30 protein-coding genes and 1 pseudogene are annotated in these 24,544 nt (G+C 56.1%); 18 read left to right on the top strand and 13 right to left on the bottom strand.

The genetic code is table 11. The features are described from left to right. Positions 1–2: 2 nt before the first annotated feature. Positions 3–1,436, top strand: a complete 1,434-nt coding sequence (gene pdxR / locus ACJ8J4_RS19620; protein WP_264383966.1) for a MocR-like pyridoxine biosynthesis transcription factor PdxR — start codon at positions 3–5, stop codon at positions 1,434–1,436. A 61-nt stretch (positions 1,437–1,497) separates the two neighbouring features. On the opposite strand, the gene ACJ8J4_RS19615 is transcribed toward pdxR, so the two are convergent. Next, positions 1,498–1,806, bottom strand: a complete 309-nt coding sequence (locus ACJ8J4_RS19615) for a DUF883 family protein (RefSeq protein WP_004928950.1) — start codon at positions 1,804–1,806, stop codon at positions 1,498–1,500. 229 nt (positions 1,807–2,035) lie between these two features. Between ACJ8J4_RS19615 and asr the strand changes: the two genes are divergently transcribed. Further along, positions 2,036–2,386 carry an acid resistance repetitive basic protein Asr gene (gene asr / locus ACJ8J4_RS19610; RefSeq protein WP_004928953.1) on the top strand — a complete coding sequence of 117 codons (351 nt, stop codon included), beginning with the start codon at positions 2,036–2,038 and terminating at the stop codon, positions 2,384–2,386. A gap of 195 nt (positions 2,387–2,581) precedes the next feature. Here the strand turns inward: asr and ACJ8J4_RS19605 are convergent, their stop codons facing one another. Both ACJ8J4_RS19605 and ACJ8J4_RS19600 read right to left on the bottom strand, forming a co-directional pair. After that, a complete protein-coding gene (locus ACJ8J4_RS19605) occupies positions 2,582–2,962 on the bottom strand; it encodes a DUF4440 domain-containing protein (protein WP_043138374.1) in 381 nt (126 codons plus the stop codon). Beyond that, positions 2,959–4,341: an MFS transporter gene (locus ACJ8J4_RS19600; RefSeq protein ID WP_025303982.1), complete on the bottom strand. Its 1,383-nt coding sequence runs from the start codon at positions 4,339–4,341 to the stop codon at positions 2,959–2,961. The genes ACJ8J4_RS19605 and ACJ8J4_RS19600 overlap by 4 nt, the downstream gene beginning before the upstream one ends. A gap of 105 nt (positions 4,342–4,446) precedes the next feature. On the opposite strand from ACJ8J4_RS19600, the gene ACJ8J4_RS19595 reads away from it, so the two are divergent. From ACJ8J4_RS19595 to ACJ8J4_RS19585, 3 genes are all read left to right on the top strand, one after another. Further along, a complete protein-coding gene (locus ACJ8J4_RS19595) occupies positions 4,447–5,352 on the top strand; it encodes a LysR family transcriptional regulator (RefSeq protein ID WP_197828144.1) in 906 nt (301 codons plus the stop codon). A gap of 90 nt (positions 5,353–5,442) precedes the next feature. Beyond that, a complete protein-coding gene (locus ACJ8J4_RS19590) occupies positions 5,443–6,615 on the top strand; it encodes an MFS transporter (protein WP_089196196.1) in 1,173 nt (390 codons plus the stop codon). A 102-nt stretch (positions 6,616–6,717) separates the two neighbouring features. Further along, positions 6,718–7,056, top strand: coding sequence for a DUF2002 family protein (locus tag ACJ8J4_RS19585; RefSeq protein ID WP_025303979.1), 339 nt, complete (start codon positions 6,718–6,720; stop codon positions 7,054–7,056). A 26-nt stretch (positions 7,057–7,082) separates the two neighbouring features. Here ACJ8J4_RS19585 and ACJ8J4_RS19580 read toward each other — a convergent pair whose 3' ends face one another. Together ACJ8J4_RS19580 and ACJ8J4_RS19575 are read right to left on the bottom strand one after the other, a co-directional pair. Then, a complete protein-coding gene (locus ACJ8J4_RS19580; protein ID WP_025303978.1) occupies positions 7,083–7,529 on the bottom strand; it encodes a DUF1198 family protein in 447 nt (148 codons plus the stop codon). 67 nt (positions 7,530–7,596) lie between these two features. Next, positions 7,597–7,932 carry an MbeD/MobD family mobilization/exclusion protein gene (locus ACJ8J4_RS19575; protein WP_004928976.1) on the bottom strand — a complete coding sequence of 112 codons (336 nt, stop codon included), beginning with the start codon at positions 7,930–7,932 and terminating at the stop codon, positions 7,597–7,599. Positions 7,933–8,116: 184 nt separating this feature from the next. On the opposite strand from ACJ8J4_RS19575, the gene smrA reads away from it, so the two are divergent. After that, positions 8,117–8,689 (top strand): DNA endonuclease SmrA, encoded by a 573-nt coding sequence (smrA, locus tag ACJ8J4_RS19570; protein ID WP_049209588.1) that lies wholly within the window; start codon positions 8,117–8,119, stop codon positions 8,687–8,689. A 50-nt stretch (positions 8,690–8,739) separates the two neighbouring features. On the opposite strand, the gene ACJ8J4_RS19565 is transcribed toward smrA, so the two are convergent. Continuing rightward, a complete protein-coding gene (locus tag ACJ8J4_RS19565) occupies positions 8,740–9,153 on the bottom strand; it encodes a DoxX family protein (RefSeq protein ID WP_016929826.1) in 414 nt (137 codons plus the stop codon). Between the two features lie 191 nt (positions 9,154–9,344). Here ACJ8J4_RS19565 and ACJ8J4_RS19560 point away from each other — a divergent pair, with 191 nt between their 5' ends. Together ACJ8J4_RS19560 and ACJ8J4_RS19555 are read left to right on the top strand one after the other, a co-directional pair. After that, the gene (locus tag ACJ8J4_RS19560) at positions 9,345–9,575 is read left to right on the top strand and encodes a (4Fe-4S)-binding protein (RefSeq protein WP_264383732.1); all 231 of its coding nucleotides are present in this window, start codon (positions 9,345–9,347) and stop codon (positions 9,573–9,575) included. Between the two features lies 1 nt (position 9,576). Further along, on the top strand, positions 9,577–9,855 hold the full coding sequence (locus tag ACJ8J4_RS19555; RefSeq protein ID WP_049209586.1) for a GNAT family N-acetyltransferase: 279 nt from the start codon (positions 9,577–9,579) through the stop codon (positions 9,853–9,855). Positions 9,856–9,887: 32 nt separating this feature from the next. Here ACJ8J4_RS19555 and ACJ8J4_RS19550 read toward each other — a convergent pair whose 3' ends face one another. Then, positions 9,888–10,070, bottom strand: a complete 183-nt coding sequence (locus tag ACJ8J4_RS19550; protein ID WP_025303973.1) for a YodC family protein — start codon at positions 10,068–10,070, stop codon at positions 9,888–9,890. A gap of 120 nt (positions 10,071–10,190) precedes the next feature. Between ACJ8J4_RS19550 and ACJ8J4_RS19545 the strand changes: the two genes are divergently transcribed. Next, complete coding sequence (locus ACJ8J4_RS19545; protein WP_049209585.1) at positions 10,191–10,706, top strand: DUF1543 domain-containing protein; 516 nt, start codon at positions 10,191–10,193, stop codon at positions 10,704–10,706. Here the strand turns inward: ACJ8J4_RS19545 and ACJ8J4_RS19540 are convergent. Beyond that, positions 10,701–11,627: a LysR substrate-binding domain-containing protein gene (locus tag ACJ8J4_RS19540; RefSeq protein ID WP_049209584.1), complete on the bottom strand. Its 927-nt coding sequence runs from the start codon at positions 11,625–11,627 to the stop codon at positions 10,701–10,703. The genes ACJ8J4_RS19545 and ACJ8J4_RS19540 overlap by 6 nt on opposite strands. An 85-nt stretch (positions 11,628–11,712) precedes the next feature. Between ACJ8J4_RS19540 and ACJ8J4_RS19535 the strand changes: the two genes are divergently transcribed. Continuing rightward, positions 11,713–12,210 (top strand): GNAT family N-acetyltransferase, encoded by a 498-nt coding sequence (locus ACJ8J4_RS19535; protein WP_141967070.1) that lies wholly within the window; start codon positions 11,713–11,715, stop codon positions 12,208–12,210. Positions 12,211–12,272: 62 nt separating this feature from the next. On the opposite strand, the gene ACJ8J4_RS19530 is transcribed toward ACJ8J4_RS19535, so the two are convergent. Then, entirely contained in the window at positions 12,273–13,007 is a 735-nt protein-coding gene (locus ACJ8J4_RS19530; protein WP_264383731.1) for a class I SAM-dependent methyltransferase, read from the bottom strand. 98 nt (positions 13,008–13,105) lie between these two features. Here ACJ8J4_RS19530 and ACJ8J4_RS19525 point away from each other — a divergent pair, with 98 nt between their 5' ends. The 4 genes from ACJ8J4_RS19525 to ACJ8J4_RS19510 all read left to right on the top strand — a co-directional run bounded on the left by ACJ8J4_RS19525 (position 13,106) and on the right by ACJ8J4_RS19510 (position 16,271). Beyond that, positions 13,106–13,558: a GNAT family N-acetyltransferase gene (locus ACJ8J4_RS19525; RefSeq protein WP_080352605.1), complete on the top strand. Its 453-nt coding sequence runs from the start codon at positions 13,106–13,108 to the stop codon at positions 13,556–13,558. A 112-nt stretch (positions 13,559–13,670) separates the two neighbouring features. Then, positions 13,671–14,087 carry a DUF2946 domain-containing protein gene (locus tag ACJ8J4_RS19520; RefSeq protein WP_239534984.1) on the top strand — a complete coding sequence of 139 codons (417 nt, stop codon included), beginning with the start codon at positions 13,671–13,673 and terminating at the stop codon, positions 14,085–14,087. Between the two features lie 71 nt (positions 14,088–14,158). After that, positions 14,159–15,820: a DUF2534 family protein gene (locus tag ACJ8J4_RS19515; protein ID WP_264383730.1), complete on the top strand. Its 1,662-nt coding sequence runs from the start codon at positions 14,159–14,161 to the stop codon at positions 15,818–15,820. A gap of 103 nt (positions 15,821–15,923) precedes the next feature. Further along, on the top strand, positions 15,924–16,271 hold the full coding sequence (locus ACJ8J4_RS19510; RefSeq protein ID WP_043138333.1) for a DUF6404 family protein: 348 nt from the start codon (positions 15,924–15,926) through the stop codon (positions 16,269–16,271). Between the two features lie 277 nt (positions 16,272–16,548). On the opposite strand, the gene ACJ8J4_RS19505 is transcribed toward ACJ8J4_RS19510, so the two are convergent. The 4 genes and pseudogenes from ACJ8J4_RS19505 to ACJ8J4_RS19490 all read right to left on the bottom strand — a co-directional run. Beyond that, positions 16,549–16,878: a toxin gene (locus ACJ8J4_RS19505; protein WP_264383729.1), complete on the bottom strand. Its 330-nt coding sequence runs from the start codon at positions 16,876–16,878 to the stop codon at positions 16,549–16,551. 38 nt (positions 16,879–16,916) lie between these two features. After that, a complete protein-coding gene (locus ACJ8J4_RS19500) occupies positions 16,917–17,282 on the bottom strand; it encodes a type IV toxin-antitoxin system YeeU family antitoxin (protein ID WP_264383728.1) in 366 nt (121 codons plus the stop codon). A gap of 25 nt (positions 17,283–17,307) precedes the next feature. Then, the gene (locus ACJ8J4_RS19495; RefSeq protein WP_264383727.1) at positions 17,308–17,529 is read right to left on the bottom strand and encodes a DUF987 domain-containing protein; all 222 of its coding nucleotides are present in this window, start codon (positions 17,527–17,529) and stop codon (positions 17,308–17,310) included. After that, a pseudogene (locus ACJ8J4_RS19490) lies at positions 17,526–17,636 on the bottom strand (JAB domain-containing protein); the annotation flags it as partial. The gene ACJ8J4_RS19495 and the pseudogene ACJ8J4_RS19490, both read right to left, overlap by 4 nt. 1,296 nt (positions 17,637–18,932) lie before the next feature. Here ACJ8J4_RS19490 and ACJ8J4_RS19485 point away from each other — a divergent pair. The 4 genes from ACJ8J4_RS19485 (at position 18,933) to ACJ8J4_RS19470 (ending at position 24,521) form a co-directional block, all read left to right on the top strand. Continuing rightward, complete coding sequence (locus ACJ8J4_RS19485; RefSeq protein WP_264383726.1) at positions 18,933–20,246, top strand: GTPase-associated system all-helical protein GASH; 1,314 nt, start codon at positions 18,933–18,935, stop codon at positions 20,244–20,246. 194 nt (positions 20,247–20,440) lie between these two features. Continuing rightward, positions 20,441–21,208, top strand: coding sequence for a TRAFAC clade GTPase domain-containing protein (locus tag ACJ8J4_RS19480; protein WP_442516101.1), 768 nt, complete (start codon positions 20,441–20,443; stop codon positions 21,206–21,208). Next, entirely contained in the window at positions 21,208–22,062 is an 855-nt protein-coding gene (locus tag ACJ8J4_RS19475; protein WP_264383724.1) for a hypothetical protein, read from the top strand. The genes ACJ8J4_RS19480 and ACJ8J4_RS19475 overlap by 1 nt, the downstream gene beginning before the upstream one ends. Beyond that, a complete protein-coding gene (locus ACJ8J4_RS19470) occupies positions 22,059–24,521 on the top strand; it encodes a GAP1-N1 domain-containing protein (protein WP_442516100.1) in 2,463 nt (820 codons plus the stop codon). The genes ACJ8J4_RS19475 and ACJ8J4_RS19470 overlap by 4 nt, the downstream gene beginning before the upstream one ends. Positions 24,522–24,544: the final 23 nt, after the last annotated feature.

The raw sequence follows: 24,544 nt of genomic DNA, 5'->3' as shown, positions 1-24,544 counted from the left end.
CCATAATGCCAACTTTCCTGACCTCGCTGCGGCTGGACAGCCGGCTCGCCGAGCCGCTGTACCGGCAGATTTACCAGCGGATTAAAGACGCCATTACCCAGAGCAGCCTGGCGGCAGGCAGCCGGTTGCCCTCAGTGCGCGGGTTGGCGAGCGATCTGGGCGTGGCGCGCGCTACGGTGGAAAGCGCCTACGCGCAACTTATTGCCGAAGGTTTCTTGCAGAGCCGCGGGCAGGCGGGCACCTATGTCTCGCCACAGCTGCCACACATGCCGCCGGGCGCGGTCCCCGCTGCGCCACCGCTGGCGGCAATGGCGCCCGATCCGCTGCAGCCGCAAGGCATGCTGCAGCCTTTCCAACTGGGGGTACCGGCGCTGGACGCGTTTCCACGGGCGCTGTGGCAGCGCATTGTCGCCCGCCAACTGCGCGGTTCCACGGTGGCTTCTCTGGCACTGCCGCCGGCCGGCGGCCTGTCTGAGCTGCGTGAGGCGATCGCCCATTACCTGCATTTGTCGCGCGGCATCAGCTGTCGGCCGGAGCAAATTTTCCTCTGTGCCGGTTATCCGGCGTTGTTGGACTGGGTGACGGAGACGCTGTTACATGCCGGCGACGCGGTATGGATCGAAGATCCCGGCTATCCGGTCACGCGTCCGCTGCTGCTGGCCGCCGGCGTCAGGCCGGTCGCCGTGCCGGTGGATGAACAGGGCATGGACGTGGCCGCCGGTATTCTGACGGCGCCTGAGGCGCGGCTGGCGGTGGTGACGCCGACCCATCAAAGCCCGCTCGGCGTCTCGCTCAGCCTGGCGCGGCGCATGGCGCTGCTCGACTGGGCGCAGCATCGCGGGGCCTGGATCCTCGAGGATGACTACGACAGCGAGTTTCGCTATCACGGGCGGCCGCTGCCGCCGCTGAAAAGCCTCGATGTTCAGGGTCGGGTGCTGTACGCCGGCACCTTCAGCAAAACGCTGTTCCCGGCGCTGCGCATGGCTTATCTGGTGGTGCCCGTCGGTCTGACGGAAACATTCGCGCGCAGCAGCCGGCTGCGTGGCTGCGGTTGCCCGCCGCTGCTGCAGGCCGGCGTGGCGGATTTTATCCGGCAAGGGCATTTCTATCGCCACCTGAAACGCATGCGGCCGTTGTACCGCCAGCGGCGCGAGTGGCTGACGCAGGCGTTGGAGCGGCAGCTGGGGGCGTGGCTGACGACGGTGCCGCAACAGGGCGGCATTCAGCTGTTGGCCCGGCTGCGCGACGGCTTGGCGGATGCGCCGTTGGCGGCGCAAGCCTGGCAGCAGGGGCTGGCGGTGCAGGCGTTGTCTGACTGGCGAATCGACCATCCGGTGGGGCAAGGGTTACTGCTGGGGTTCGCCAATTTCAGCCGGCGAGAGGAGGCGGAGCGGGCGGTACAGGGGCTGGCACAGCTGTTTAAACACGCAAATTAAACGGCCCGCGATTTCCGCGGGCCAGACGCACATCTGTTTTATCTTTATGACTGCAGGGGTGTTAACGCCGGGCCAGCAGCACGCCGAGCACGATGCCGACGGCGGCACCGATCCCTACGCCCTGCCAAGGTTTGTCACGCACATAGCTGTCGGCTTGATCGACGGCGTCGCGCGCATGCTGTGTCAGACTGGTGGAGCCATTGAATCGCGCCCGAGCGTCGCGCAGCACGCCTTTCGCCTTGCTGTGCAGCTCTTTCAGTTCCTCTTTGGTCTTATCACCGGACTCGCGCAACACTTCATCCAGCGTATCGGCCAACAGAGTGACGTCCTGATCGATATCGCGTTCTGTTCTTTCCGCTTTCTTAAACATTCAGCTCTCCATTTCGACACATGTCTTTTAAGTGTAGACCATGCCGAGAATTGTGTGGCCGATCACGGAAAAAAACCGCCGTCACGCAGGTGTTTGCCGGCGCGTGGGCTTTGTACATTTGGTTACTCGGCGAAACCAATCACTCACGGAAGCGGCGGTTTGATTCCACTAGTATCTGTTTCAACGGCTCCACCGGGGCTTACCGAAACAACACTCTGAGGATTTAAAGATGAAAAAAGTATTAGCGCTGATCGTTGCTGCCACTATGGGTCTGTCTTCTGTTGCTTTCGCTGCTGATACCGCAGCTACTGCTCCGGCTACCACCACCGCGCCAGCTGCGACCACCACTACCGCTGCGCCAGCGGCTGCTGCTGAAAAAGCGCCAGCTAAAGCAACGCATCACAAGAAAGCTAAGCACCACAAAAAAGCGCCAGCCCAGAAAGCTCAGGCCGCTAAAAAGCACCACAAAAAAGCGCCAGCTCAGAAAGCCCAGGCTGCTAAAAAACACCACAAAAAAGCGCCAGTGCAGAAAGCTCAGGCCGCTAAAAAACACCACAAAAAAGCCGGTAAAAAAGCTTAATTAATTGATGGTTGCGGAACCGGAAGGTTCCGCACTCTCCAGCCCGTATTCCAGACACCCGGTTCTTCCGGGTGTCTTCTTTTGAGGCGACGAACGATGATCCATCGCTATCTGTTTGAAGTCATTTTCAGCGCGGTAACCCTGTGTGGGGTGATCGTCGGTTGGGAATTGTTTTTGGCCGGCAGCTTCCTGTGATCATTGCGCTGCGGCAGTTTCGTGCAAATGCCGCCAGCCGAGCGCGTCGGGCAGGCGTTCAAACACCACCGTGGAGTAGCGCAGCGTGGCGCTTTGTCCCGGCAGACTCTGTTTTTCCCGGTAGCTGACTACCGCGCCCGTCGGCCATTCGGCCACCAGCTTCATCTCTTCTATCTCGATTTCCAATCCCGGTTTGGCGGCGCGATGCGCGCGGAAAAAAGCGCACAGCGCGGTGAAATCCAGCGGCGCGCCGTTCAGCGCGATCATGCTGAATTCCGGCGTAAAGCGCGCCAGCAGCGCTTGCTCTTCTCCGGCGCCTTTGCCCAGCCAGCGTTCAATGGCGATGTGGGCGTCGATCACTTCGGTAAAATACGGGTTCATAAAGCATCCTGTTGAGCGTTGAGTTGGCGCACGATGGCGCGGTTGGCGAGGCGCAGGCACAGCAACAGCGGGATAAATACGCTGGCGCCCGCCAGAATGAAGCAGGTTCGGTAGGCCGCCGCGGGCGGCAACACGGTCAGCAGCAGATTCAGCAGCAGGCTGAGCAGCGCCACGCCGAGGCAAAAACTGAGTTGGCGGTTGATATTCCACAGCGCGCTGGCGTCCGCCAATTGGCCGTCGGGGATTTGCAGGAACGCGCTGCTCTGCGCGGTGCTGCTGCACAGGCTGCCGCCAAACCCCATCAGGGCGAAGGCGGCGATCTGCAACGCGTGCTGCCCGGCCAGGTCGATCTGCGCCAGCGTCAGCATGCCGGCGCCTTGCAACAGACAGCCGGCGATCAGCAGCGGCCGCGGGCCGAGGCGGTTAAAGCTTTTGCCGGTCAGCGTGATGGCCAGGAACGACGCCAGCGCCCAGGGCAGCATCAGGCCGCCGACCTGTGCGGCGGGCATCCCCAGCTGGTTTTGCAAATACAGCATCGCCACCAGGCTGACGCCGATGAACAGGCCGGGAATGCACAAATAAACCGCCATGGCGTTGCGCAGCAGCGGATCGGCGACCAGCCGCAGGTTCAGCAGCGGCTGCGGGGTACGCAGGCTATGGCGCAGATAATAGGCCAGCACCAGCAGACCGGTGGCCAGCAGCGCCGCGCCGGAAGCTTGATGGCCGGCTTCGCTCAGCCGGGTCAGGCCGAGCAGCAGCAGCGTCAGCGCCGCGCAGGCGCTCAGTAATCCTGTCGCGTCGAGCGGTTTGCGCGCCGCCGTCGGCGTTTCCGCACGCAGCCACAGCGCCGCCAGCGCCAGTGCCAGGGCCGCCAGCGGCAGGTTGGCGAAAAACACCCAGCGCCAGTCCAACCGATCGACGAGCCAGCCGCCCAGCGCCGGTGACAGCGCCGGTGCCAGCAGCCCCACCAACATGATGGCGGCCGACAGCCCGGCGCGTTCATGGCTGCGGTACAGCTGATAGGTCAGCGTTTGGCCGATGGGGATCAGCAAGCCGCCGCCCATGCCCTGCAGGGTGCGCCAGCCGATCAGCGCGCCGATGCTGTCGGCGTTGCCCGCGCCGAGGGTGGCCAGCATGAACAACGCCAGCGACAGCAGAAACACCCGCCGTCCGCCGATGCGCTGCGCCAGCCAGGCGCTGAGCGGGATCACCAGCGTCAGGCCGAGAATATAGCCGTTGCTGACCCACGCCAGTTGGCTGACCGACGCCCGCATCACCTGGCCGATGGCGGGGTAGGCGACGTTGGCGATAAACATATTGATCAGATCGACGAAAAAGCCGAGCAGATAGACGATTGCCACTTTGCTGCGATAAGACATGGTGCCTCCGGTTGAAGGCGAGCAGTGTATCGGGGGGAAAAGTGCGGATAAATCGGCGGCGGGCGATTACACTGTCAAAATTATTTTGACAATAAGGGCGACGAAATGCTGAATTTGCAGCGTCTGGCGATCTTTGCGGCAGTGGTGGAAGCGGGCAGCTTTACCGCGGCGGCGGCGGCGCTGGGGCAAACCAAGGCGGTGGTGAGCTTTAACGTCAAGCAGCTGGAGAACGAGCTGGGGGTGTCACTGCTGGCGCGCAGCACCCGGCGGCTGTCGCTGACCGATGCCGGCGAACGCTTCTACCAGCGCAGCCTGCAGCTGCTGCAGGAGGCGGAAAATGTGCTGGACGACGTGCGTCGCGATCATCACGGGCTGAGCGGCGTGCTGCGTATCACCAGCACGCCGGAGTACGGCGCCCAGGTGGTGGTGCCGGCGCTGGCGGCATTTTCGCGACAGCATCCGCGGCTGCGCATCCAGCATGTCTCTTCTTCTTATCATGCCGATCTGATCTCTGAGCGCTTCGACGTGGCGATCCGTCTGGGCCAACTGGTGGATTCCAGCCACCGCGCGGCGCTGATCGACAGCTTTGCCATTTTTCCGGTGGCGTCGCCGGGTTATCTGGCCGACCGGCCGATTCATTCGCTGACGGATCTGGCGCAGGCGCAGTGGATCGCCCACAGCCGGCTCAGTTCGCCGCTCAGCTGGCAGGTGGTCACGCCGCAGCGCGAAGCGGTGCTGTTCAAGGTTGCGGACGCCGCCACGCTTACCGGCGACAGCGCTGCGGCATTGTTGGCGTTCGCCCTGCATGGCGCCGGGGTGGCGCTGCTGCCGGCGTGGCTGGCGCAGCCCGACATCGATGCCGGCAGGCTGCAGCGGTTACTGCCGGATCACCGTTTCCCTGAGCAGAGCATCTATGCGCTCTACCCGAATACCCGTCACGTGCCGGAGAAGGTGCGGGCGTTTATCGATTTTCTGCGCGCGCGGGTGGCGGCAAAATCGTTAGCGAAATAATAATTCGTTATAACTCTCTCATTTATCATCAAATCTCATCGGGGTATGCTGGAGGGCTTCGTCTACCCCGTCCGATGCGAGCCACCTTCGATGACCGCAGAAAATAACCTCCAGCTGAACCGACGTATTTTGTCCGTGGTGATGTTCACCTTCGTCTGCTACCTGACCATCGGCCTGCCGCTGGCGGTGTTGCCGGGATTTGTGCATGACCACCTGGGCTACAACTCGGTGTTGGCGGGCCTTATCATCAGCGCGCAATACTTCGCCACGCTGTTCAGCCGCCCGCACGCCGGGCGTTACGCCGATCAGCTGGGGCCGAAGAAGGTGGTGCTGTTCGGCCTGGCCTGCTGCGGTGCCAGCGGCCTGTTTTACGCGCTGGCGTTCGGCGTTGACGGTTACCCGTGGCTCAGCCTGCTGTTGCTGTGCGTGGGGCGGGTGTTTCTCGGCGTCGGCGAAAGCTTCGCCAGCACCGGTTCCACGCTATGGGGCATCGGCCGGGTCGGGGCGATGCACACCGCGCGGGTGATTTCCTGGAACGGCGTTGCCACCTACGGGGCGATGGCGGCCGGGGCGCCGCTTGGCGTGTACCTGAATCAGCAGTGGGGATTGGCCGGGGTGGCGGCGCTGATCGTGCTGGCGGTTGCGGTGGCGCTGCTGTTGGCGAGCGGCAAGCCGGACGTCTCGATCGCCGCCGGGCAGCGCATCGCCTTTAGCGCGGTGTTCGGCCGCATCTGGGCCTATGGTCTCGGTCTGGCGATGGGCACCGTCGGTTTCGGCGTGATCGCCACGTTCATCACCCTTTACTACGCCGACAAAGGCTGGAGCGGCGCGGCGTTTTCGCTGACGCTGTTCAGCTGCGCCTTCGTCGGCATTCGCCTGATCTTCAGCAATGTCATCAACCGCCACGGCGGGTTGAAGGTGACGCTGGCGTCGTTTCTGGTTGAGATCGTCGGGCTGCTGTTGATTTGGCAGGCCGGCGAGCCCTGGATGGTGCAAACCGGCGCGTTGCTGGCCGGCGCCGGTTTCTCGCTGGTGTTCCCGGCGCTGGGCGTCGAGGCGGTGAAACAGGTGCCGCCGCAGAACCAGGGCACGGCGCTCGGCACCTATTCGGCGTTCCTCGACCTGGCGCTGGGCATCACCGGCCCGCTGGCCGGGCTATTGATCGGGCAGACGGGCGTGCCGTCGATCTATCTGGCGGCGGCGCTGCTGGTGGCGCTCGGGGTGTTGCTCACCCTGCGCCTGCTGCAACGCAGCCGGGCCTGATTCAGGAATAGTCCGAAACCCGGATTCCTTCCCAGAAAATCATTGTTTCGGTGAATGATTACGGTAAGGTCGCTCAGCGGTCCAGAATGAGAGGAGGAATCGATGTATTTACGGCCGGATGAAGTGGCTAAAGTGTTGGAGAATACCGGCTTTGAGCGTGATTATGTCACCGATCAGGCCTATGGTTACCGCAAGGGCGCACACTACGTGTATGTGAATCGCGAAGCGCGGATGGGCAGAACCGCGTTGGTGATCCACCCGGCGCTGAAAGAGAGAAGCGTGCATTTCGCCACGCCGACCTCCCCGGTGCGCTTCAGCGAGCAGTATCTGGAGTTTCCCCTGGATTTAAGCAGCGACACCCCGAACCAGCGCTACGGCATCGCACACGGCTTCAGCTCGCGCGAAGCGCTTTCGCGCTACCTTTACAGCATGTTCCTGTAATCGGTCCCCCGACCCGGGGGACGCTATCAGCCGTGGGCCAACGCTTCGCGGTTGAAACGCTCGTTGTAGGCGCGGCGGAATTGCGCCAGTTCAAACGCATCAATATCCAGCTCGGCGAAGTAAAACAGCGCCGCTTCGGTGTGCTCGGCGTGTAGCTCCGGTGACAGCCCGGCGCGCAGCAGCACGTCACGCCACAGGGCAATCTGCTCGTCGTCCGCCTGTTTGATAAACGTCAGGTAGATGAACAGCAGATAAGCCGCCTGGTGCATCTCTTCGGTGTAGCCGTTGTTCAGCATGCGGATAAAGGTCTGGCTTTGGCGGCCGCCCATTTCCTGGATCATCGATTCGATCAGCATCGGCTTGACCCTCAGCAGATGGGCCAGCGAATCGATGGCTTTGCGGGTGTCGGACGTCAAGATGCGGTAACCGATAATGAATACGACGATCAGGGCGGCGAGGATGATCCAGGTCATTTAGGCTTTATTACACTCTCAATACGCCAGAAGAGGGGCGGGAGGCGCTGTGCGACAGCGCCCGCTATCAATGCTGTTCGCCGCTGAAATTACCGACCGCGCTCTGTTGGCGCAGGTGGTGATTGAAGGTGGCCGCGTCTTTGGCCAGCGCGTCCAGATGGGCGCCGAGCATTTTGATCTGCTTGACTAGCGCATGCTGTTCCGGCACCGAACTGGCGGTGCTCAGTTTGCGCGCCAGTTGTTCATTCTGCGCCCGCAGCGCGGCTTCGCGCTGTTTGGCTTCTTCCAGCAGTTGCTGCAGCGCCTGGTAGCTCTGCTGCCATTCGCGGTGTTGCCGTTCGAAGCTGCTCTGCAACTCATTCATCGCATTTTGAAACTGGATTTCCAGCTCGCGCATTGTCATGGGCTCGATCCTTTGCGGCACTCAATGATGGCTTAGCAGTATAGCGAAAACTGTTCGCAAGCTCACCCGTTGACGACAAATGAGACAAATGCCGCTGACAATTCCCGGCTTGCAACCGCGCCAAGGCGTCTTACAATCGACCCCATTCCCAGCCGTAAAGGCTGCCGTTCAAGAGAGGTGGAACATGAGCGAGCAGGAAAAAGACTTTTTTGAACAGGCGATGGCGGACGTGGTGCCGCTGGAGAGCGGACGGCAGACGCTGTACCTCAAGCCGCAGGCGGCGGTGGACAAAAGCGCGCGGCGCGAAGCGCAGCGGCTGCGGCAGGAAAACTTCCTCAGCACCGATTTTCTCGAGGTGATCCCCTGTGAACAGCCGCTGGAGTTCAAAGGGGAAGGCATTCAGCAGGGCGTGCTGGACAAACTGCGCAACGGGCGTTACCCGCCGCAGGCGTCGCTGAACCTGCTGCGTCAGCCGGTTGAAGCCAGCCGGCAGGCGCTGTTCCGTTTCATTATGCAGGCGGAGGCGCAAAATCTGCGTTCGCTGCTGATCGTGCACGGCCGCGGGCGGCAGAACGAAAGCCATCCGAATATCGTGCGCAGTTACCTCGCCAAGTGGCTGGCACAGTTTGAACAGGTACAGGCGTTTTGCCGCGCCTTACCGCGCGACGGCGGCGAGGGTGCCTGCTATGTCACGCTGCGTAAATCAGCGCAGGCCAAGGCAGAAAACTTTGAGCGCCACGCCAAGCGCAGCCGTTGAAAGGATAGCCGAAATAAAATGGCCGGCGAATATCGCCGGCCATCGATGAATTATTTATTAAATATTTTATAGTCCAGCGAATAACGGCCGGCGCCGGTTACCGCCAGCAACAGCAAGCCGCCAATGATGCTGATGTTTTTAAAGAAGTTGATTTCATTGCCCATCATTTCCATGCCGGTCATTTTCCAGAACGGATGGCCGATAAACGCGGTGCCCAACACGTACAGGGCGAAAATGACCGCGATAGGGCGAGTAAACAGACCGAGAATAAGCGCGATGCCGAAAATAAACTCCACCACCACGGCAACGATCGCTGCCAAATAAGGCATCGGCGTGCCATAGCCTTCCATCGCCGTGACGGTCGCACCGAAGTTGACCAGTTTCATCCAGCCGAAAATGATAAACAGAACCATCAGTAATATGCGGGACAGCAGAATTACGCCGTCTTTTGAGCTATCACCCATTTCGAACTCCTTAGCCACTGTCGGAATGATGTTGTCTTGCTGATTAAATATTAGAACAATTTACGTTTTTTTCTAGCGGCGGCGGGCGGTTGCGCCACTTTTTTCGGTGAGCGAGACGCGTGGTGAAGCCGGCGGCATTGCCTATACTTGAGCCTGGAGCAAAACAATAAAACAGGCAATGTGAGGCCAAGATGGATGAGGAATTGACCGCCGCCGGTTACCGCCGTTATTCCGGCGACAAGATTGACGTTTATTTTAACAGCGCGATATGCCGCCATTCCGCCAACTGCGTGCGTGGCAACGCGGCTATATTCACCCTGAATCGCCACCCGTGGATTATGCCGGACAATGCCGAGCCGGCCGAGGTGAAACGCGTTATCGACACCTGCCCCAGCGGCGCACTTAAATATAGGGAGAAATAATATGGAACATAAAATACTGGCAGACGAGAAGCGTTTTTATATCAATGATGAGCAAGGCAAGCTGATCGCTGAGATCTCTTTCGTGCCGAGCGGCGACAAACTGACCATTATCGATCACACCTGGGTGGATGAGTCATTGAAGGGGCAGGGCATCGGTAAAAAGCTGGTGGCGCTGGTGGTGGAGAAAATGCGTGCGGAGCAGCGTAAAATCATTCCGCTATGCCCGTTCGCCAAGCATGAGTTCGATACCACCCCAGCCTATCAGGACATTCGCGCCTGAAGCGATAACGGGGCGCGGCGCGCCCCGGTCATTCAGCAGACGCCGAAATCGCCGTCTTCGTGGTACAGCGCCACGTCGCTGGCCTGCACTTCCGTGCGCTGCTCTTTACCCAGTTCATTCCAGCTGCAAACCAGGGTTTCGCCGTCGATCGCTACCACGGTCATCTTTGGGCCGCCGGTGGTGCGTTGTACAAAATCACCGATATTGAATGCCATGCGTTCCTCCACAACAGATTAAACCTCATCTATTGATAACACAGAATGGCGCCGCCGTTGGCAGGTGTTTCGTTATGTATTAAATTATACAGCGATTATCACTAAGGAGAGCAGACTAACATGCCGGGATTATTGATGTTTTATGTGGGCGGTACGGCGCCGGGCGCCAATATTGAGTTGCACGACGTGCAGTTCGCGGCGGCGGATCGGCCGGAAGAGGCGTATCCGCTGCTGCGTGAAAAGTGGTTCGGCGATAAGCGCAAGGTGCATGTCGACGGCTATGCGCGCATCGACTGGGCGGACGGTTACGACGTGAGCCTGGAGCCTGCGCCGTTCGCCGGTGAAGAGAAGCTGTTTTTCGTCAACGTTGGCGGCTACCGCAGCGATGAGCTGGCGGAGTTGCACCAGTTCGGCCTGTTTGTGGCGCGTTCCGCCGACGAGGCGAAGGAGAAAGCCAAACGGGTGCTGCTAACGGACAGTGCGCAGCAGCACAAGGATGACCTGGCCGAGGTGGACGACTGCCTGCTGCTGCACGCGCTGCAGGGCTACCACGTGCATCTGCGGGCCAACCCGCACGGCAAACCGGCCCGGCCGCTGTGGCAGGGGTATCTGCCGATCGGCGAACCCGCGTTATAACGTCGCCAGCGCCTGCAGCTGTTGCCGCAACCAGCGGCAGGCCTCCGGCCGGCCGTTCTTGCGGTGCAGGTAGATTTTGATCTGATACGGCGGCACCGGAAACGGCAGGGGGTGGATATCCAGCGCCACCGCCTGCCGTAATTTTTGCGCGGCGTAACGCGGCATACTCATCACCAGTTCGCTGTCGGCGACGATGAACGGTGCCCCCAGCAGCGAAGGCGTGCGGATGGCGATATCGCGCTGCAGCCCCAGCTTATCGAGCTGGTAGTCAATGACGCCGCGCTGTTCGTTCCACGGCGTCACCACCAGATGGCGCGCCCGCAGGTAGTTTTCCAGCGTCAGTTCGCCGTATTTTATGCTGAAGGCGGGTGAACAAATCGCCACATACTCATCCTCCAGCCAGTTCACCTCGTCGATCTCCGGGTAGCTTTCGCCGTCAGTTTCGGTAAAGCCCAGCGCGAAGTCGATGCGCCCCGCCAGCAGATCGTTCAGCGCCACCTTGCGCTCGGAATAGCGCAGCTGAAACGACAGCCCGGGCGCCAGGCGCTGCATCTGCGCCATCAGCGCGGGAAACACCGCGAAGGCGGTGTAATCGGTAATGGCGAAGGTGAAGCTCTCCCGGCTTTCGGCGGGGACGAAGCGCGGGCGCGGATGCAGCCCTTTGGCCAGCAGCGCCAGACTTTCGCTGACGGTCGGAGCCAGGCTGTCGGCATACACCGTCGGGTGCATGTCGTTACCGACCCGGTAGAACAGCTCGTCCGCCAGCGCCTTGCGCAGCCGGATCAGCGCGTGGCTCAGCGCCGACGCGCTGAGGGCCAGCTCCGCCGCGGCGCGCGTCACCGATCGCAGCCGATAGACCGCTTCGAACACCAGCAGCAGGTTGAGATCGAGACGCTTCAAATCCAGATGCATGATATTCATTACCTGTTGATGAAAATGCAGTTCATACAGTATTTGAGGCGCGATATGCTGGCAAGCACAGTCATTAACACACTCAGGATTTGCCATGACCATTGAGATTTATCCGGCGCAAAAAAGCGACGCCAAACTGATTCTGGATATGATTATCGAGCTGGCAGTGTACGAAAAGGCGCGCGAGCAGGTGCTGGCCAGCGTGGAAGATATCGAACGCAGCCTGTTTGGGCCGGGCGCCTGTTCCGAAGCGTTGATTTGTACGGTAAACGGCGAGCCGGCGGGTTATGCGGTGTTCTTTATGAGTTACTCCACCTGGCTGGGTAAAAACGGCATCTATCTGGAAGACCTGTACGTGGCGCCGAAGCATCGCGGCGCGGGCGCCGGTAAAAAGCTGCTGCGGCACATCGCCCAGCTGGCGTGCGAACGGCAGTGCGGTCGCCTGGAGTGGAGCGTGCTGGACTGGAACCAACCGGCCATCGATTTCTACCTCAGCATCGGCGCGCAGCCGCAGGGCGAGTGGGTGCGATATCGTATGGAAGGTGAGGCGCTGACGCACTTCGCGGCGCACGGGGTGGCGTTGCCGGCATAATAGCCGTTGGGGGGAGGCGGCCTCCCCAACTGTGGTGGTGTGAACGGTTTACTGTGGATCAATCAGGCGGGTTTGCGGGCGGCGAGAATGAAGATCATCGGGCGCTCCTGCTCTTCGCCCAGCGCCGGATTAGCGGCGATTTGCTGCGCGCTGGGGCCCCATTCGTTCAAATGCTGGATGATAAACCCTTGCTGCGCCAGCGGGTTGATATAGCCGCCGAGCGTGCGGTGCTGCTTGATGACGCCTTCCGCCAGCCAGTTGGAAACGCGCTGGCCTTCTCGCTGGTAACCGTTGACCGGCCAGGATTTCTGCCCGTTGCCGTCGGTCAGCCAGCCCTGCTGCGCCGGGGCGGTGTAGATCGGGTGCTCGGCGGTGAAGATGAACTGCCCGCCGGGTTTCAGTGCGGCGTACACCGTGGCGAACAGCGCGGGCAAATCCTCGAGGTAGTGCAGCGTCAGCGAGCTGTAGACCAGATCGTAACTTTCCGGCGGCAGCTGCAGCTGCGCCAAATCCTGCCGACGGTACTCGATGCCCGCGTCGGCGGTCATCTCCCGCGCCTTGGCCAGCATCTTTTCCGAGACGTCCAATCCCAGCACGTCGGCGGCGCCCTGTTCGCGCGCGCTGCGGCAAAACCAGCCGTAGCCGCAGCCGAGATCGACCACACTTTTTCCCTGCAAATCCGGCAGGATGCGGCGGATGGCGGGCCATTCCGGCGCGCAGTCCAGGCCGTGCTGCGAGCGGCTGAGCTGCGCATAGCCGTCGAAGAAAGCCTGATTGTCATAGATGTTTTGCGTCATGATGACTCCTTAGTGAATGACGGCGGCGGAATGCCGCTGCCATACCCTGCATATTGCTGCATAATTCTACGCTGACAACATGAATAACGGGAATGACGATGGACATGATTTCGGTGCGGCAAGCGCCCGAGCTGGCGCCGCGCGCCATTGCGTATTTTCAGCGGCACTGGGCCACGGCAGAGACGTTGATGATGTATGAAGACGCCATCAACTGCAGCCTCGGCGCCGCCAACCCGCTGCCGCAGTGGTACCTGCTGATGGAAAATGACCAGATCCTCGGCTGTGCGGGGCTCATCACCAACGACTTTATCAGCCGTGGCGAGCTGTATCCCTGGCTGTGTGCGCTCTACGTAGAGGAAACGCAGCGCGGCCGGGGCTACGGCGCCAAACTGATTGAGCATGTGGCGGCGGAAACCCGCCGGTTGGGCTTCCCGCAGCTGCACCTGTGCACCGATCTGGAGGGCTACTACGAGCGCAACGGCTTCGTTTATAACGGGCTCGGGTATCACCCCTGGGGCGAAGCCTCGCGGGTCTATTCGCGGGTGCTGTGATCGCCGCCGTCGGGGGCGCGTAAGACAAACCTGACTTTTCTTTCACCTCATCGCGCATCGCGGGTTACACTGGCCGCTTGTTCGCCACCGACCGGGTTAATTCGCCGCCGCGATGAGAGTGTCACGCCAGCTACAGCAACGCTTTACCGCCTGCATCGCCATTATGGCGGTGCTGTTGCTGTTTGTGGCGCCGGTGGTGTCGAAATCGCTGATGCACCACCCGATGATGGGCGGCATGGCGCAACCGGACGCCGCCATGCCGCACGACATGCACGCGATGGCGATGCCCGCCGCCGAGCATGCCGGCCACCACGGCATGGATCCTGCGGAGATGATTTTCTGCGGCTATTGCGAGCTGCTGATCCACGTGCCGCTGCTGCTGTGGGCATTCGTCCCGCTGCTGTGGCTGATGGCGCGCATCGCGCGCCTGCCTTGCGCGCCGCGCATCGTTTCTCCGCCCCTTCGGCGCCTTACTCTGCGGCCGAGCCCGCGCGGGCCGCCCGGCCAACCGTTTTTCCCTATTGCTTGATCATGGGTAACGCCGTCCGTATCGCTGCGGACGGTTTGCCTGCGCGCACAGTTTGAAAAACGAGAAAGGCCATGTCTTCAATAACCAAAACTCCACCTGCCGCATCGCCGCGTGGCGCGATGCTGAACCTGATCAGACGGCTGCATTTTTATATCGGCCTGCTGGTCGCTCCTTTTATTCTGGTCGCTGCATTGACCGGCACGCTGTATGTGCTGACGCCGCAGCTTGAAGAGGCGCTGTATCGCGATGCGCTTTTCACCGAACCGCACGGGCAGGCGAGATCGCTGGCTGACCAGATCGCCGCCGCCCGCCGCGCGGTGGGTGACGAGGCGCGCATTTACGCCGTGCGTCCGGCGCCCGGCGCAATGGACACCACGCGCGTACAGTTCGCGGGCGCCGATCTGGGCGCTTCTGAGTCGCGCGCGCTGTTTGTCGACCCTTATACCCTGGCGATCAAGGGCGATATGACGGTGTACGGCACCTCCGGCGTGCTGCCGCTGCGCACCTGGCTGGACAAGCTGCACAGCAGCCTGTTGCTCGGCGACCTGGGGCGCAACTACAGCGAGCTGGCGGTCTCCTGGCTGTGGGTGGCCGCGCTGGGTGGCGTGGCGCTGTGGCTGGCGACGCGGCCGAAGCGCAAGCTGAAAAGGGCAAAAGGGGGCTTCGCCGCCAGCCGCCATTGGCATATCACGCTGGGCGTGGCGCTGCTGGCCGGGCTGCTGTTCTTCTCGGCTACCGGGTTGACCTGGTCGCAGTGGGCCGGCAGCAACATCGACGCACTGCGGGCCAACCTGGGCTGGCTGACGCCGCAGGTCAACACCAGCCTGCAGGCCGATGCGCCGCAGACGCCGGCCGATCCGCACGCCGAGCACCGCGGGATGATGCCGGGCATGAAGATGGGCCCTGCCGCGCAGGCCAATGCGTTGAACGGTGATTGGGATCGGGCGCTGCACGCTGCGCGCGCCGCCGGGATCGACGCCGCCAAGGTCGAGCTGCGCCAGCCGAAAGGCGAGGGCAAAGCCTGGACGGTGACCGAAGTGGATCGCAGCTGGCCGACGCAGGTGGACGCGGTCGCCATCGCGCCGCAAAGCTTCGCCGTCATCGATCAGGTGCGGTTCGACACCTTCCCACTCATCGCCAAGCTGACCCGCTGGGGCATCGACGCCCACATGGGCATTCTGTTCGGCTTGCCGAATCAGCTGCTGCTGGCGGCGTTCGGCCTCGGGCTGTGCCTGATGATTGCGCTGGGTTACCGCATGTGGTGGAGCCGCCGCCCGGCGGCGGGGGCGCAGCATCCGGTGCATACGCTGGTTGCCGCCTGGCTGGCGCTTTCCCTGCCGGCACGCGTCGTCACGCTGCTGGTTGCAGCCGTACTGGGTTATTGCCTGCCGGTAATGGGCGTGAGCCTCGCGGCGTTGCTGCTGGCGGACGTGTGGCGCTGGCGCGTGCAGCGGCAAGGCCTTCAGGACGAAACGCCGGAAGCGGCCGCCCGCCGCGCCGAGGTGCGCAAGTTCCGCGCGGCGGTGGCGACAGTGGCGGTGGCGGTCGGCTGCGTGATGGGCCGGGCGATCCTCGGCGGCACCGTCGAACAGTTTCAGCTGCCGTTCGGTGACTGGAGCGCACAGATGGTGATCATGCAGAGCCTGATGGTGCTGCTGTATACGCTGGTGTTCACCCTGCTGCTTTCCATTCCGCTGTGGTATTTCTTCCTGGGGGAGAAAGAGGGGCGGTGAGGTAGCGTCCGGCATGCCTGCGGGCATGCCGGATATTTGGGAATAGGGCTTAAGCGCGTATCATCTCACCAGATAGGCAATTTCCACTGAAAGGAAGCGAACGATGACGTTTGAACAACGAAGGGACAAGGCGATAGCGCTGATGGAGGAAAAGAAGATGTGGCGGAGCAACTATGCGCCGCCAATCTTGCGCCTGCTGTGGCGAATGGATGTGAATATGCCACCGCCGCCGTTTGCGCCTTTCTGGCTGAATATGCTGTTCTTCGGCATTTGGTTTGGCCCGCTGTGGGGCGTGCTGATGTGGTTCATGGTATGGAAAAATCAGGGATATACCGGTGAAGAGGCCCTGACATTAAGCCTCGCCGCCGGCCTGTTGTTTGGCTTTTTTATGGCGCTTTTCCACTACAGGCGGAAAAAGGCGAACAGGCTGCCGGACTGGAACTCGCTTTGACACGTTGGTGACGAACAGACACAAAAAAGCCCGCAACCGAAGTTGTGGGCTTTTTCGCTATTATCGCCGGGTCTATCTGCACTGGGGAGTCTGAATTGGTTGTGTAACTTGTTGTTTAGTATTTGATAATATTCAGTTCAATTTTCATTTTGGTCCCATTGTTGGTCCTAAAAGAAAATGTCAGGTTTTTTGCAGGGGAGGTGGGGTTACAGTAGGAGTCTCTTCGTTTGTGAGATTAGCATTTTGCTTTCCTTCAGTCTGCTCTGTATTCATGTGTTTATTTCACGTTGGTTTTTAGCAAGCCGGTAGAGCGCCTTGCTCGCAAAATATCCACTACGGAAAGATATGGGGTTTGTTCTTGCCACGAAAATCCTTTCCGATCGATACGCACAAGCCCGTATTTTTCTACCAGAAAGTTCACTGCATCACTGAGCGATATTCCAGCATCAATATGTTCCTGGATGGTGGAGCCATTGCTGAATGGTGTGTCATTCAGCGTCAGGCCATAGTGCTGCGATAACAGATGAGTTAGCAGCAACTGCCAGATTTCAACGGGTGACAGGCAGGGCTGAGTCGCCCGCGTCGGGTGTGATGATATGGTTTGCATGATGTTTACTCTGTGATGTTAAGGGAATAAGCAGGGGGTTACTGCGGCTCAGTCTGCTCAGGATAGATAGCAATGTAGACATAGCCACAGGAGGCGAGTGTGTCGGCTTCGCAGGTGAGGCCGTTGTGGTGTAGCGTAACGCGGTGCTGGTGGTGAGTGTTAAGCTCTCCACTGGTCAGCATCAGTTCAAGTTGTTTCATCATGAGCGGAAATGCCTGGTCAAGGCGCATTGCAACATCATCGGTGAACGCCCCGCTAAATTCTGCTCGGTCAGCCAGATAGTGCAGTCGGTTGCCTTCCTGTACCAGACGTGCGCCAAAACACGGTGTTATATCGCGCCTCAGTCCCCACTGCTGGATGGCGGGATTCTCCGGCCTGGTGCCGGATTCTGAGTGATTGTTCATTATTGTTCCTGATTAAAGGGAAGGATTAATTGAGAGTGACACTTCGAAGAATGACATAAAGGCCATTGTGGTCCTGACGACGTTCAGCAAACACGGCCAGAACGCCGCATATGTCCTGAACTTCCCGGCCAGCATAATGGCAGATGCTGCCAGACCATTTATATTTGCCGGTACAGAAGCGAAACAGTCGGGAGTCTGGATGCTGTCGGTACAAGGCCATGGCCTGGCGTTTACTGATGATTTTCATATCCAACCTCGTTCTGCAAACGACACAATGCCATCCTGACCGACAACCAGGTGATCGAGCGTCTTCACATCGACCAGGCTCAGTACCTCCTTTAGCCTGTCAGTCAACCAGCCATTGTCCAGCTCAGTCAGCGTGACTTGCAGGACAGACTGCTGAAACAGTGTTGCTAGTTGCTGATGGTCTCCGGTGAGTAAAAACGTGATGTATCTGCTTAATACCCCTTCATTCGAGAAAGAACCTTCCAGCTCTGACTTTCTGACCAACAGTACGGCGGTTTACCAGCTTCACCAGCAATGATATTTATAGCCATATCGACAAGACGGGCCGTTACCGAGTTAAGTTCGACTTCGACCTTGTAAGCTGGAAGCCGGGATATGAAAGCCCGTGGGTACGTCTGGCCCGGCCTTACGCCGGGGACACCTACGACGGCTGCTGGTGGGTACTGAAATCTTCGTGATGTTTGACGGCGGCCATCCGTATAAACCGTTCATCGCCTTTGCGCTACACGACTCACGACACCCCTGACCCCGTCACCAGTGTGAATTACAAGCGCAATATCCTGCGCACACCGGCGCAATATGAGTTGCGTCTGCAGGATGAGCGGCAGAAAGAGAAGGTTCACCTCGGCACCCCGCACGTCAGCTCGCAACTGAACCCGGTTATAACGTCCTCGATGACAACCCGAAAGAGCTGCGTGGTGAAGGCAATGAATAACGAGCCCTGTGATCACCGATTTGACGGTTGGACAATTGTACCAGGCAAAAGTTAAAGTCCGTCAGCAGCAGGGCTAACGGGAGTGGCTTGACAGACGACAATCATCATCAAAAGCAGTTGCCAAGAAAATTACATGAAGCCGAACTTCTCCCGTTCAAAGCTGGAGAAAGCCTACTGTTGCTTATAATGTTAGGTATAGAGTTGTGATTCATACTGACTGAGTTTACGAGCGGCAGTGATCATACCGATATTTTCAGAGAGCTTCCTGACGAAATTCGAGCGAGTGTTGCTTGCTGATGCTATTTTGTTCATGTGATCAACCTTGCTTGGGTGTTTGCTTAGACTTGGGCTAGAGAGGTTGATTCTAAGTGTTTGATTGTATTGAGGATGAGTTGTGGCCTTTTATTGAGGCACAAACAATAAAAGGTGAAAACCTATACTAATCTATCACGAGTTGGAACGCACAGTGCTTCGGTGGCTAGCAGAGGATGAAAATGTGAAAGCTGCTTTTAAGAAGGTGCTTTAAGAGAATACGTATTCCGAGCCAATTATCACAAATACAATAGAGAAAATGCTTCGAGTTGTAGATTCATCTTCGGAGTTGATTATTGTTCTACATCAGTATGTTGTGTATTTTTTTTCTTATAGTAACATTAGCACTACTGCGGATAAAAAGGGATGAAATCGATATGAGTAATCAAGTGTTACTGGGGTTTCTTAAAGCAGGTCTTCTGGAACTTAACAGCGATGATACCAAATTAGAAAAACTGCAGGATGCAGCAAGAGATCTTGCAGGTATCTTAAAAAAAACGCCCGAAAAGGCAACTCCGTTTTGCTTAATTGCATTCGATCCTCAGGCACCAGTTGATGATCCTGTTATTACGGAAGCTACCGCGGTTTTGATCAAGCGTTGGCCTACTTACATAAACACGTTTGCAGGCTCGCCAGTGACGGTTATTAGAGCTATTTTGCTTGAAGCACTCGTCCAAGCATCAAGCGATGATAAAATTGGCCTAGCTTTTATATCATCAGCTCGTAACGTACTGCCTCATATGGAGGCTGCAAACGAGCAATCAATCTGGGTAGATGTGGTTGCAGATATCGAGCAGCGGGTTGATGCACGTGCTGAGAATGAATGGTCAACCCCACAGTCAATAAAAGTCTCCTCAATGCCAGTCGTGACGCCAGCACCAATCGAAATAACTGTGGCAGAGTTTGGTGTTGATAAGCAACTGTTAGAGAAAGAACTTCATGCAGCAGCAGGGCCAACTACGAATGCAGGCCCTACTAATGGTAATCCTAATGCTTCTCCACATAGCCAAAACCAAGCATGGGTAACTGAGTTTGGGACAAGAGCTGCCTTTGCAATCACTAATGCAGTTGAAACCGCAATTGAGGATTCAAATCTGGGAAAAATTGACCTATCTACGGATTATCTTCAGTTATCTCAGACCATTACACATTACGTTGAAGATGCAATTAAGTCAGTGGGTATAGCTACGTCAGGTTTGCAGCGGCGTACAAACCTGATTTGGTGGAAAGAAACTCTTTATTCCCCTTCAGCGCGTATAAGCTATCGAAGATTGCCAAAGCCCACCGCTGCTGTGCTTATGGCTTATGATTTGCATCAACAAGTACCTATTTTCTCTCCTGCAAGTGTTGTTGCCTTCCTCTACGAAACAGTACTGAGCTTACCTGGCATCGATAACGATGAACAAATTTCAGTTCGTAGCCTTCTAAGCGAGTTAATTAGTTCAGATAAATTGAGTGAGTTACGCAACGTAGCGTCTCAGTTACTGCCTGCTAATGACGGACGTAGACCCATTTTAGGTTCATTAGATATCATTCGTTCTGACCTTGATGATGAGCGCTTGCGTGAGAAGATCGGTATTCCAGCAGGGACCTCACTGACCTTACCCGAATGGGCGTCTTGGTTCTTCCGCGAATTACAAGCTGCTGAAGCTACGCAAAGTGTTACTAAGGCTAAGAAGCGTGGGAGTTAAGACAAATGATAACTTGTTCGCGAACGACATGCTTCGCACCAGATAGCACATGTGATTTAGGCCATTTGGATCATACTTGCTGCTCGGCCTGGAAAAAAAAGAGCGGTGCTGAAGGGCACCGAGGGGAATTAGCAACTAATGAGTTATTGCTCCCATGGTCAGGAAGTGCCTTGGGGCTTACGGATTTAGGATTTGTGGCAGCACGTCAAAAACCATTACTGGTTGGGATTGTTGGACCACAGAATGCTGGTAAAACTACATTGCTTGCTGCTTGGTACTTGCTTTTATCTCGAGGTCTTGCTCGCGCTGGTAAGCGGTGTTTCTCGGGATCTTATTCCTTCGCTGGCTGGGAAGCCGTTGCAAATGCACTCCGATGGAGCCCAGGACAACCACCAAACTTTCCTCCACATACAACTAGTCGTGGGGGACGCACTCCTGGCCTCTTACATCTTGGATTTAGAGATTTGACTGGCAAGGACTGTGGTTACCTTTTTGCTGATGCTCCTGGAGAGTGGTTCCAGAAATGGGCTATCAATCGCGAAGCAGTTGATGGGGAAGGGGCTCGTTGGGTAGCAAAGTATGCTGATGTTTTTCTATTAATTGCGGATCGAGGTGCGCTATCCGGGCCAAACATGGGAAGTGCGCGTAATTCATTTCAATTACTAGCTCGTCGCCTTTCTGTTGAAGCTGGAAGCAGACCTGTTGCACTTGTCTGGACTAAATCAGATATTTCAATTGCTCCTGAAATGGAAGCGATGGTACGAGAGACAGTGTTTAATCTCATGCCGAATACTCCAGAGTTTTTTGTAAGTGTTCAGGCTGATGCCGAGGGAGACCCTGATATTAGAAGTGGCCTTCAAGACCTTCTCGATTGGACATTAGAGATTCGGCGTGACTTTGTTAGCTTACCTCCAATCCAATCTTCTGTTTCTGACCCTCTGTTTATGTTTGGTACCAGATAATGACAAACGAAAACTCGATTCTGTTAATTGGTGAATCAGGAGTAGGTAAGACACATTACGGAGCACAGCTTTTAAAAAGGCTAATGAAGGGGGATGGGCAGTTACGTATGGATGGAGCTGCTAGTAATCTGGAACCTTTTGAAGGTGCAATGGAAAAGCTGAATGAAGGAATGTCAGCAGACCATACTCCTACGACACTTTATATTGATAGTATTTGGCCGATATCTGACTCTAATGGTACGCAAGCCGAATTGGTTTGGCCTGATTATGGTGGTGAGCAGATTAAAGCTATGTCTACAACTCGACGCGTTCCCGTAGCTTGGGGCGGCCGAGTTATCAATTCTCCTGCGTGGTTATTACTTGTTCGATTACAGCAAATAAGGTCGAACGATGACATTTTTTCAAAACCGCTACATGATATCTGTGGCAGTGGCGAAGAAAATCATCAAATTCAGATTTCCGATCAAGCTCGGTTGATAGAATTATTACAAGTATTACTTTACGTTCGGGGCGCAATTAGAACCACTAGTCTAGATAGCCCACGTATATGCGTACTTCTAAGCTGTTGGGATGAATTAGGGACAGATATTCAGGAGAAGCCAGAAGCAGTTTTGCGTGAACGGCTTCCGATGTTTTTCAATTTCCTAAAGAGCACTTGGAAGGAGCCTTTGGTACTGGGTTTGTCAGCCCTTGAACGATCCTTGACTAGTATGGACAGAGATATGGAATACTCAGTACGGGGTCCTGAGCAATTTGGTTACATTGTTCTTCCTGATGGGCAGAGAACCAGTGATCTAACGTTCCCTATACAGCAGTTGTTAGATAATAGTTCTGTAAAAGAGGTCAAGGCGTGAAGGTCGAGCAAGCTATTTATGGTGAGTCTCGTGGAGGACATGGCCTCCGTTTATCAAGTTCCGATCTTCCAATTATTTCCGCTCTGACTTCATATTTAGATTTACCTGACGCAGCACCCCTTGGTGTAAATTGGTCCCCTTTTGTGAGTGGTTTCCCACATGGAAAATACTATGTTCTAGCTCGCACATTTGCTGATCCAGCAGCAACTCGACCTGGTATGGTGTTTTCACATGCAGTTATTGTCCCGCTTGAAGAAATCATTAACCTGCCTGATCTGAGCCCACTTTTCGAAATGTTGCTCACCGAACCTGTACTTCCGGAAGTACTTGAAGTTCTCGAGTTCCCTGCTTTAGTGAAATCCCAACAGACCATTCCTGAATTGGTTTCGCTTGCTGATGCGTTAGTAACTCGTGGGCGGGGGCCTGTGGTTAGATTTGGATTGCAGAAATTCGATGAATTGATAGCATCTCTTTGGGTTCATTTATGGCCTGAAATGCGTTCGAAATTTTCATTTCGGCTGAGTTTCGGACCGCAAGATATTATCGATGAGATTACACCATCAGTTATCTGCACACCCAATTCTCTTGCCTCTCGCTGGTCATCATACCGTGTGGTTGGAAATGTTATTCATTCATCTTCCCTCGCTGCCGGGATCCTATATGGGGAAGCAGAAGCAGCTCCTGTCGTTAAGTTGGCTGAGCAAGTGGGAGCGCAAATACTTCATTTTTCTGATCTCCCATTATTGCAGCGTATTTATGAGATTGATGAAAGCATAAATCCACAGTTTGATGAATGTGTGTCAGCACTGCGTATTTTGGAAAAACTTTCTCCTAATCCTGAGCAAGGTTTGGCTCGCAAAAGCCTATTTATAAATAGGCTTGTCCTACGTTTGCCAGAAGCATCTATTGAAAACGTTTTATTATTAAGAAATCTCGGCATGGTAGGGCTTCCAGATGCATCAAAGATATGGGACGCCCTAAAAAACTGGACTGTGACTAATTCATTAGCAGCTTCAGAAGATACGGGGATGCTTTCTATTCTTACTGATGCGCTTGTTACTCCTGCTGCTGTAGAACCTTGGCGGCTTTCTATAATTAATGGCTTAATCTCCGGCTCGCAAGAATCTCCTGACGTATTAGCTAATGCCTTCTGGCGTTGGGCCAAGTTATGCTCAAAAGTATTAACAGAACTAGCAAAGTATCTGCCGATAGACGATGCATTTGAGAATCAAATAGCTAAATCAGCGCCACAGATTCTTGACGTTAATACTGGTAATTTCGTAATGGCTTTGGCTGAAAGTAAAAACTGGCTGAAAATCCATGGTGCTGCAGCGAGCGCTTGCCTTGAGCCTTTCGATGCAATCGTTCGTCAGCTTTCAGTTGATCTTAAAGCAACAGAATTAGAAGGTTTGCGTGCGGCATTGCGGAAAGCTGCCTCTATGGAAGTAATAGAGTTGGCTTTAGCTAAGCCTGATGAAGCTCGATTGCTTCAGATTGCAGCAGAGAGAATAGCGAAAAAACCAGCTCTATTACAAACACTAGATTTTACTTCCAGATATGTTCAAGACATATGGTGTCATGCGTTATCAATAAATCCTCAAGCTTGGAAAGGACCTCAAGATCCATGCAGCGCATTTGCCTTAGTTATCCAGAGTTTAATAGATGGATCTGAAACAAGTACAAAATTAATTGATACACTTTCTTCCACTCCGTTGGCAGATCTCAGTAAATTTTCTAGGCGTGCAGATGTTTGGACATTTCTTTCTGCACACGCCAGAGGTAATTGCCTCCGTGCAACGGCTAATGGTTGGCTTCGATGTGCTCTGGAAGGAGATATCGATACGCCAGATAGTGCGCTCGAAATGGCTATTTTAGCTGCTGGTAATTTGGAAGATACGTTGTGCAGTCACAATACTGATATTGGTAAATTTTTAAGTATTATAAAGGTCTTACCAAATATCGAAGAAACTTACATGCTGCATCTGTTAAATAAACATATATTAACTCAACCATTACGAAGCGGTGATGCGCAGGAATTAGGACGCATCATTTTAAGTCGACGGTGGCATCAAATTGTAGAGAGCTTAATTAGACTCACTCGTCAAGAGCGTCATGACCTCAAGCCTGTTCTTATAGTGTGCAATACCATGGTTGGGAGATTTTGGCGATTTATTCTAAAATTATCATCAAATTCAAAAGATGATAGATGGGCCGTACTCGAAGAGCTTGTGGTTGGGTTATACCCAAACGGACCAAATGATTTGGGTCTTTGGGACCGTTCAGGAGGGGAGGATGCTGACTTGATGGTGTATGGATCGGGTAGGACTCGATGGCATGAAGCTCTTTATTATCTACAGAGAGGGCGTGGTCCTCATGTAAGGAGGCTTTTTGAAGAAATACTTAACGATTATCCTCAGAATGAGCAAGTGAAAATTTTACAGGCATCTTGGTATTTTTAGAAAAATTTCAATAAACGAATTGA

The organism is Serratia sp. CY47280 (genome assembly GCF_052168655.1).
Taxonomy (GTDB): domain Bacteria; phylum Pseudomonadota; class Gammaproteobacteria; order Enterobacterales; family Enterobacteriaceae; genus Serratia; species Serratia bockelmannii.
This window is presented reverse-complemented; position numbering and strand designations above follow the sequence as displayed.

Coding starts and splice junctions, on each gene's coding strand:
- ACJ8J4_RS19615 (WP_004928950.1), bottom strand. CDS start 1,806: ATGTTTAAGAAAGCGGAAAGAACAGAACGCGATATCGATCAGGACGTC.
- asr (WP_004928953.1), top strand. CDS start 2,036: ATGAAAAAAGTATTAGCGCTGATCGTTGCTGCCACTATGGGTCTGTCT.
- ACJ8J4_RS19605 (WP_043138374.1), bottom strand. CDS start 2,962: ATGAACCCGTATTTTACCGAAGTGATCGACGCCCACATCGCCATTGAA.
- ACJ8J4_RS19600 (WP_025303982.1), bottom strand. CDS start 4,341: ATGTCTTATCGCAGCAAAGTGGCAATCGTCTATCTGCTCGGCTTTTTC.
- ACJ8J4_RS19595 (WP_197828144.1), top strand. CDS start 4,447: ATGCTGAATTTGCAGCGTCTGGCGATCTTTGCGGCAGTGGTGGAAGCG.
- ACJ8J4_RS19590 (WP_089196196.1), top strand. CDS start 5,443: ATGACCGCAGAAAATAACCTCCAGCTGAACCGACGTATTTTGTCCGTG.
- ACJ8J4_RS19585 (WP_025303979.1), top strand. CDS start 6,718: ATGTATTTACGGCCGGATGAAGTGGCTAAAGTGTTGGAGAATACCGGC.
- ACJ8J4_RS19580 (WP_025303978.1), bottom strand. CDS start 7,529: ATGACCTGGATCATCCTCGCCGCCCTGATCGTCGTATTCATTATCGGT.
- ACJ8J4_RS19575 (WP_004928976.1), bottom strand. CDS start 7,932: ATGACAATGCGCGAGCTGGAAATCCAGTTTCAAAATGCGATGAATGAG.
- smrA (WP_049209588.1), top strand. CDS start 8,117: ATGAGCGAGCAGGAAAAAGACTTTTTTGAACAGGCGATGGCGGACGTG.
- ACJ8J4_RS19565 (WP_016929826.1), bottom strand. CDS start 9,153: ATGGGTGATAGCTCAAAAGACGGCGTAATTCTGCTGTCCCGCATATTA.
- ACJ8J4_RS19560 (WP_264383732.1), top strand. CDS start 9,345: ATGGATGAGGAATTGACCGCCGCCGGTTACCGCCGTTATTCCGGCGAC.
- ACJ8J4_RS19555 (WP_049209586.1), top strand. CDS start 9,577: ATGGAACATAAAATACTGGCAGACGAGAAGCGTTTTTATATCAATGAT.
- ACJ8J4_RS19550 (WP_025303973.1), bottom strand. CDS start 10,070: ATGGCATTCAATATCGGTGATTTTGTACAACGCACCACCGGCGGCCCA.
- ACJ8J4_RS19545 (WP_049209585.1), top strand. CDS start 10,191: ATGCCGGGATTATTGATGTTTTATGTGGGCGGTACGGCGCCGGGCGCC.
- ACJ8J4_RS19540 (WP_049209584.1), bottom strand. CDS start 11,627: ATGAATATCATGCATCTGGATTTGAAGCGTCTCGATCTCAACCTGCTG.
- ACJ8J4_RS19535 (WP_141967070.1), top strand. CDS start 11,713: ATGACCATTGAGATTTATCCGGCGCAAAAAAGCGACGCCAAACTGATT.
- ACJ8J4_RS19530 (WP_264383731.1), bottom strand. CDS start 13,007: ATGACGCAAAACATCTATGACAATCAGGCTTTCTTCGACGGCTATGCG.
- ACJ8J4_RS19525 (WP_080352605.1), top strand. CDS start 13,106: ATGGACATGATTTCGGTGCGGCAAGCGCCCGAGCTGGCGCCGCGCGCC.
- ACJ8J4_RS19520 (WP_239534984.1), top strand. CDS start 13,671: ATGAGAGTGTCACGCCAGCTACAGCAACGCTTTACCGCCTGCATCGCC.
- ACJ8J4_RS19515 (WP_264383730.1), top strand. CDS start 14,159: ATGTCTTCAATAACCAAAACTCCACCTGCCGCATCGCCGCGTGGCGCG.
- ACJ8J4_RS19510 (WP_043138333.1), top strand. CDS start 15,924: ATGACGTTTGAACAACGAAGGGACAAGGCGATAGCGCTGATGGAGGAA.
- ACJ8J4_RS19505 (WP_264383729.1), bottom strand. CDS start 16,878: ATGCAAACCATATCATCACACCCGACGCGGGCGACTCAGCCCTGCCTG.
- ACJ8J4_RS19500 (WP_264383728.1), bottom strand. CDS start 17,282: ATGAACAATCACTCAGAATCCGGCACCAGGCCGGAGAATCCCGCCATC.
- ACJ8J4_RS19495 (WP_264383727.1), bottom strand. CDS start 17,529: ATGAAAATCATCAGTAAACGCCAGGCCATGGCCTTGTACCGACAGCAT.
- ACJ8J4_RS19485 (WP_264383726.1), top strand. CDS start 18,933: ATGAGTAATCAAGTGTTACTGGGGTTTCTTAAAGCAGGTCTTCTGGAA.
- ACJ8J4_RS19475 (WP_264383724.1), top strand. CDS start 21,208: ATGACAAACGAAAACTCGATTCTGTTAATTGGTGAATCAGGAGTAGGT.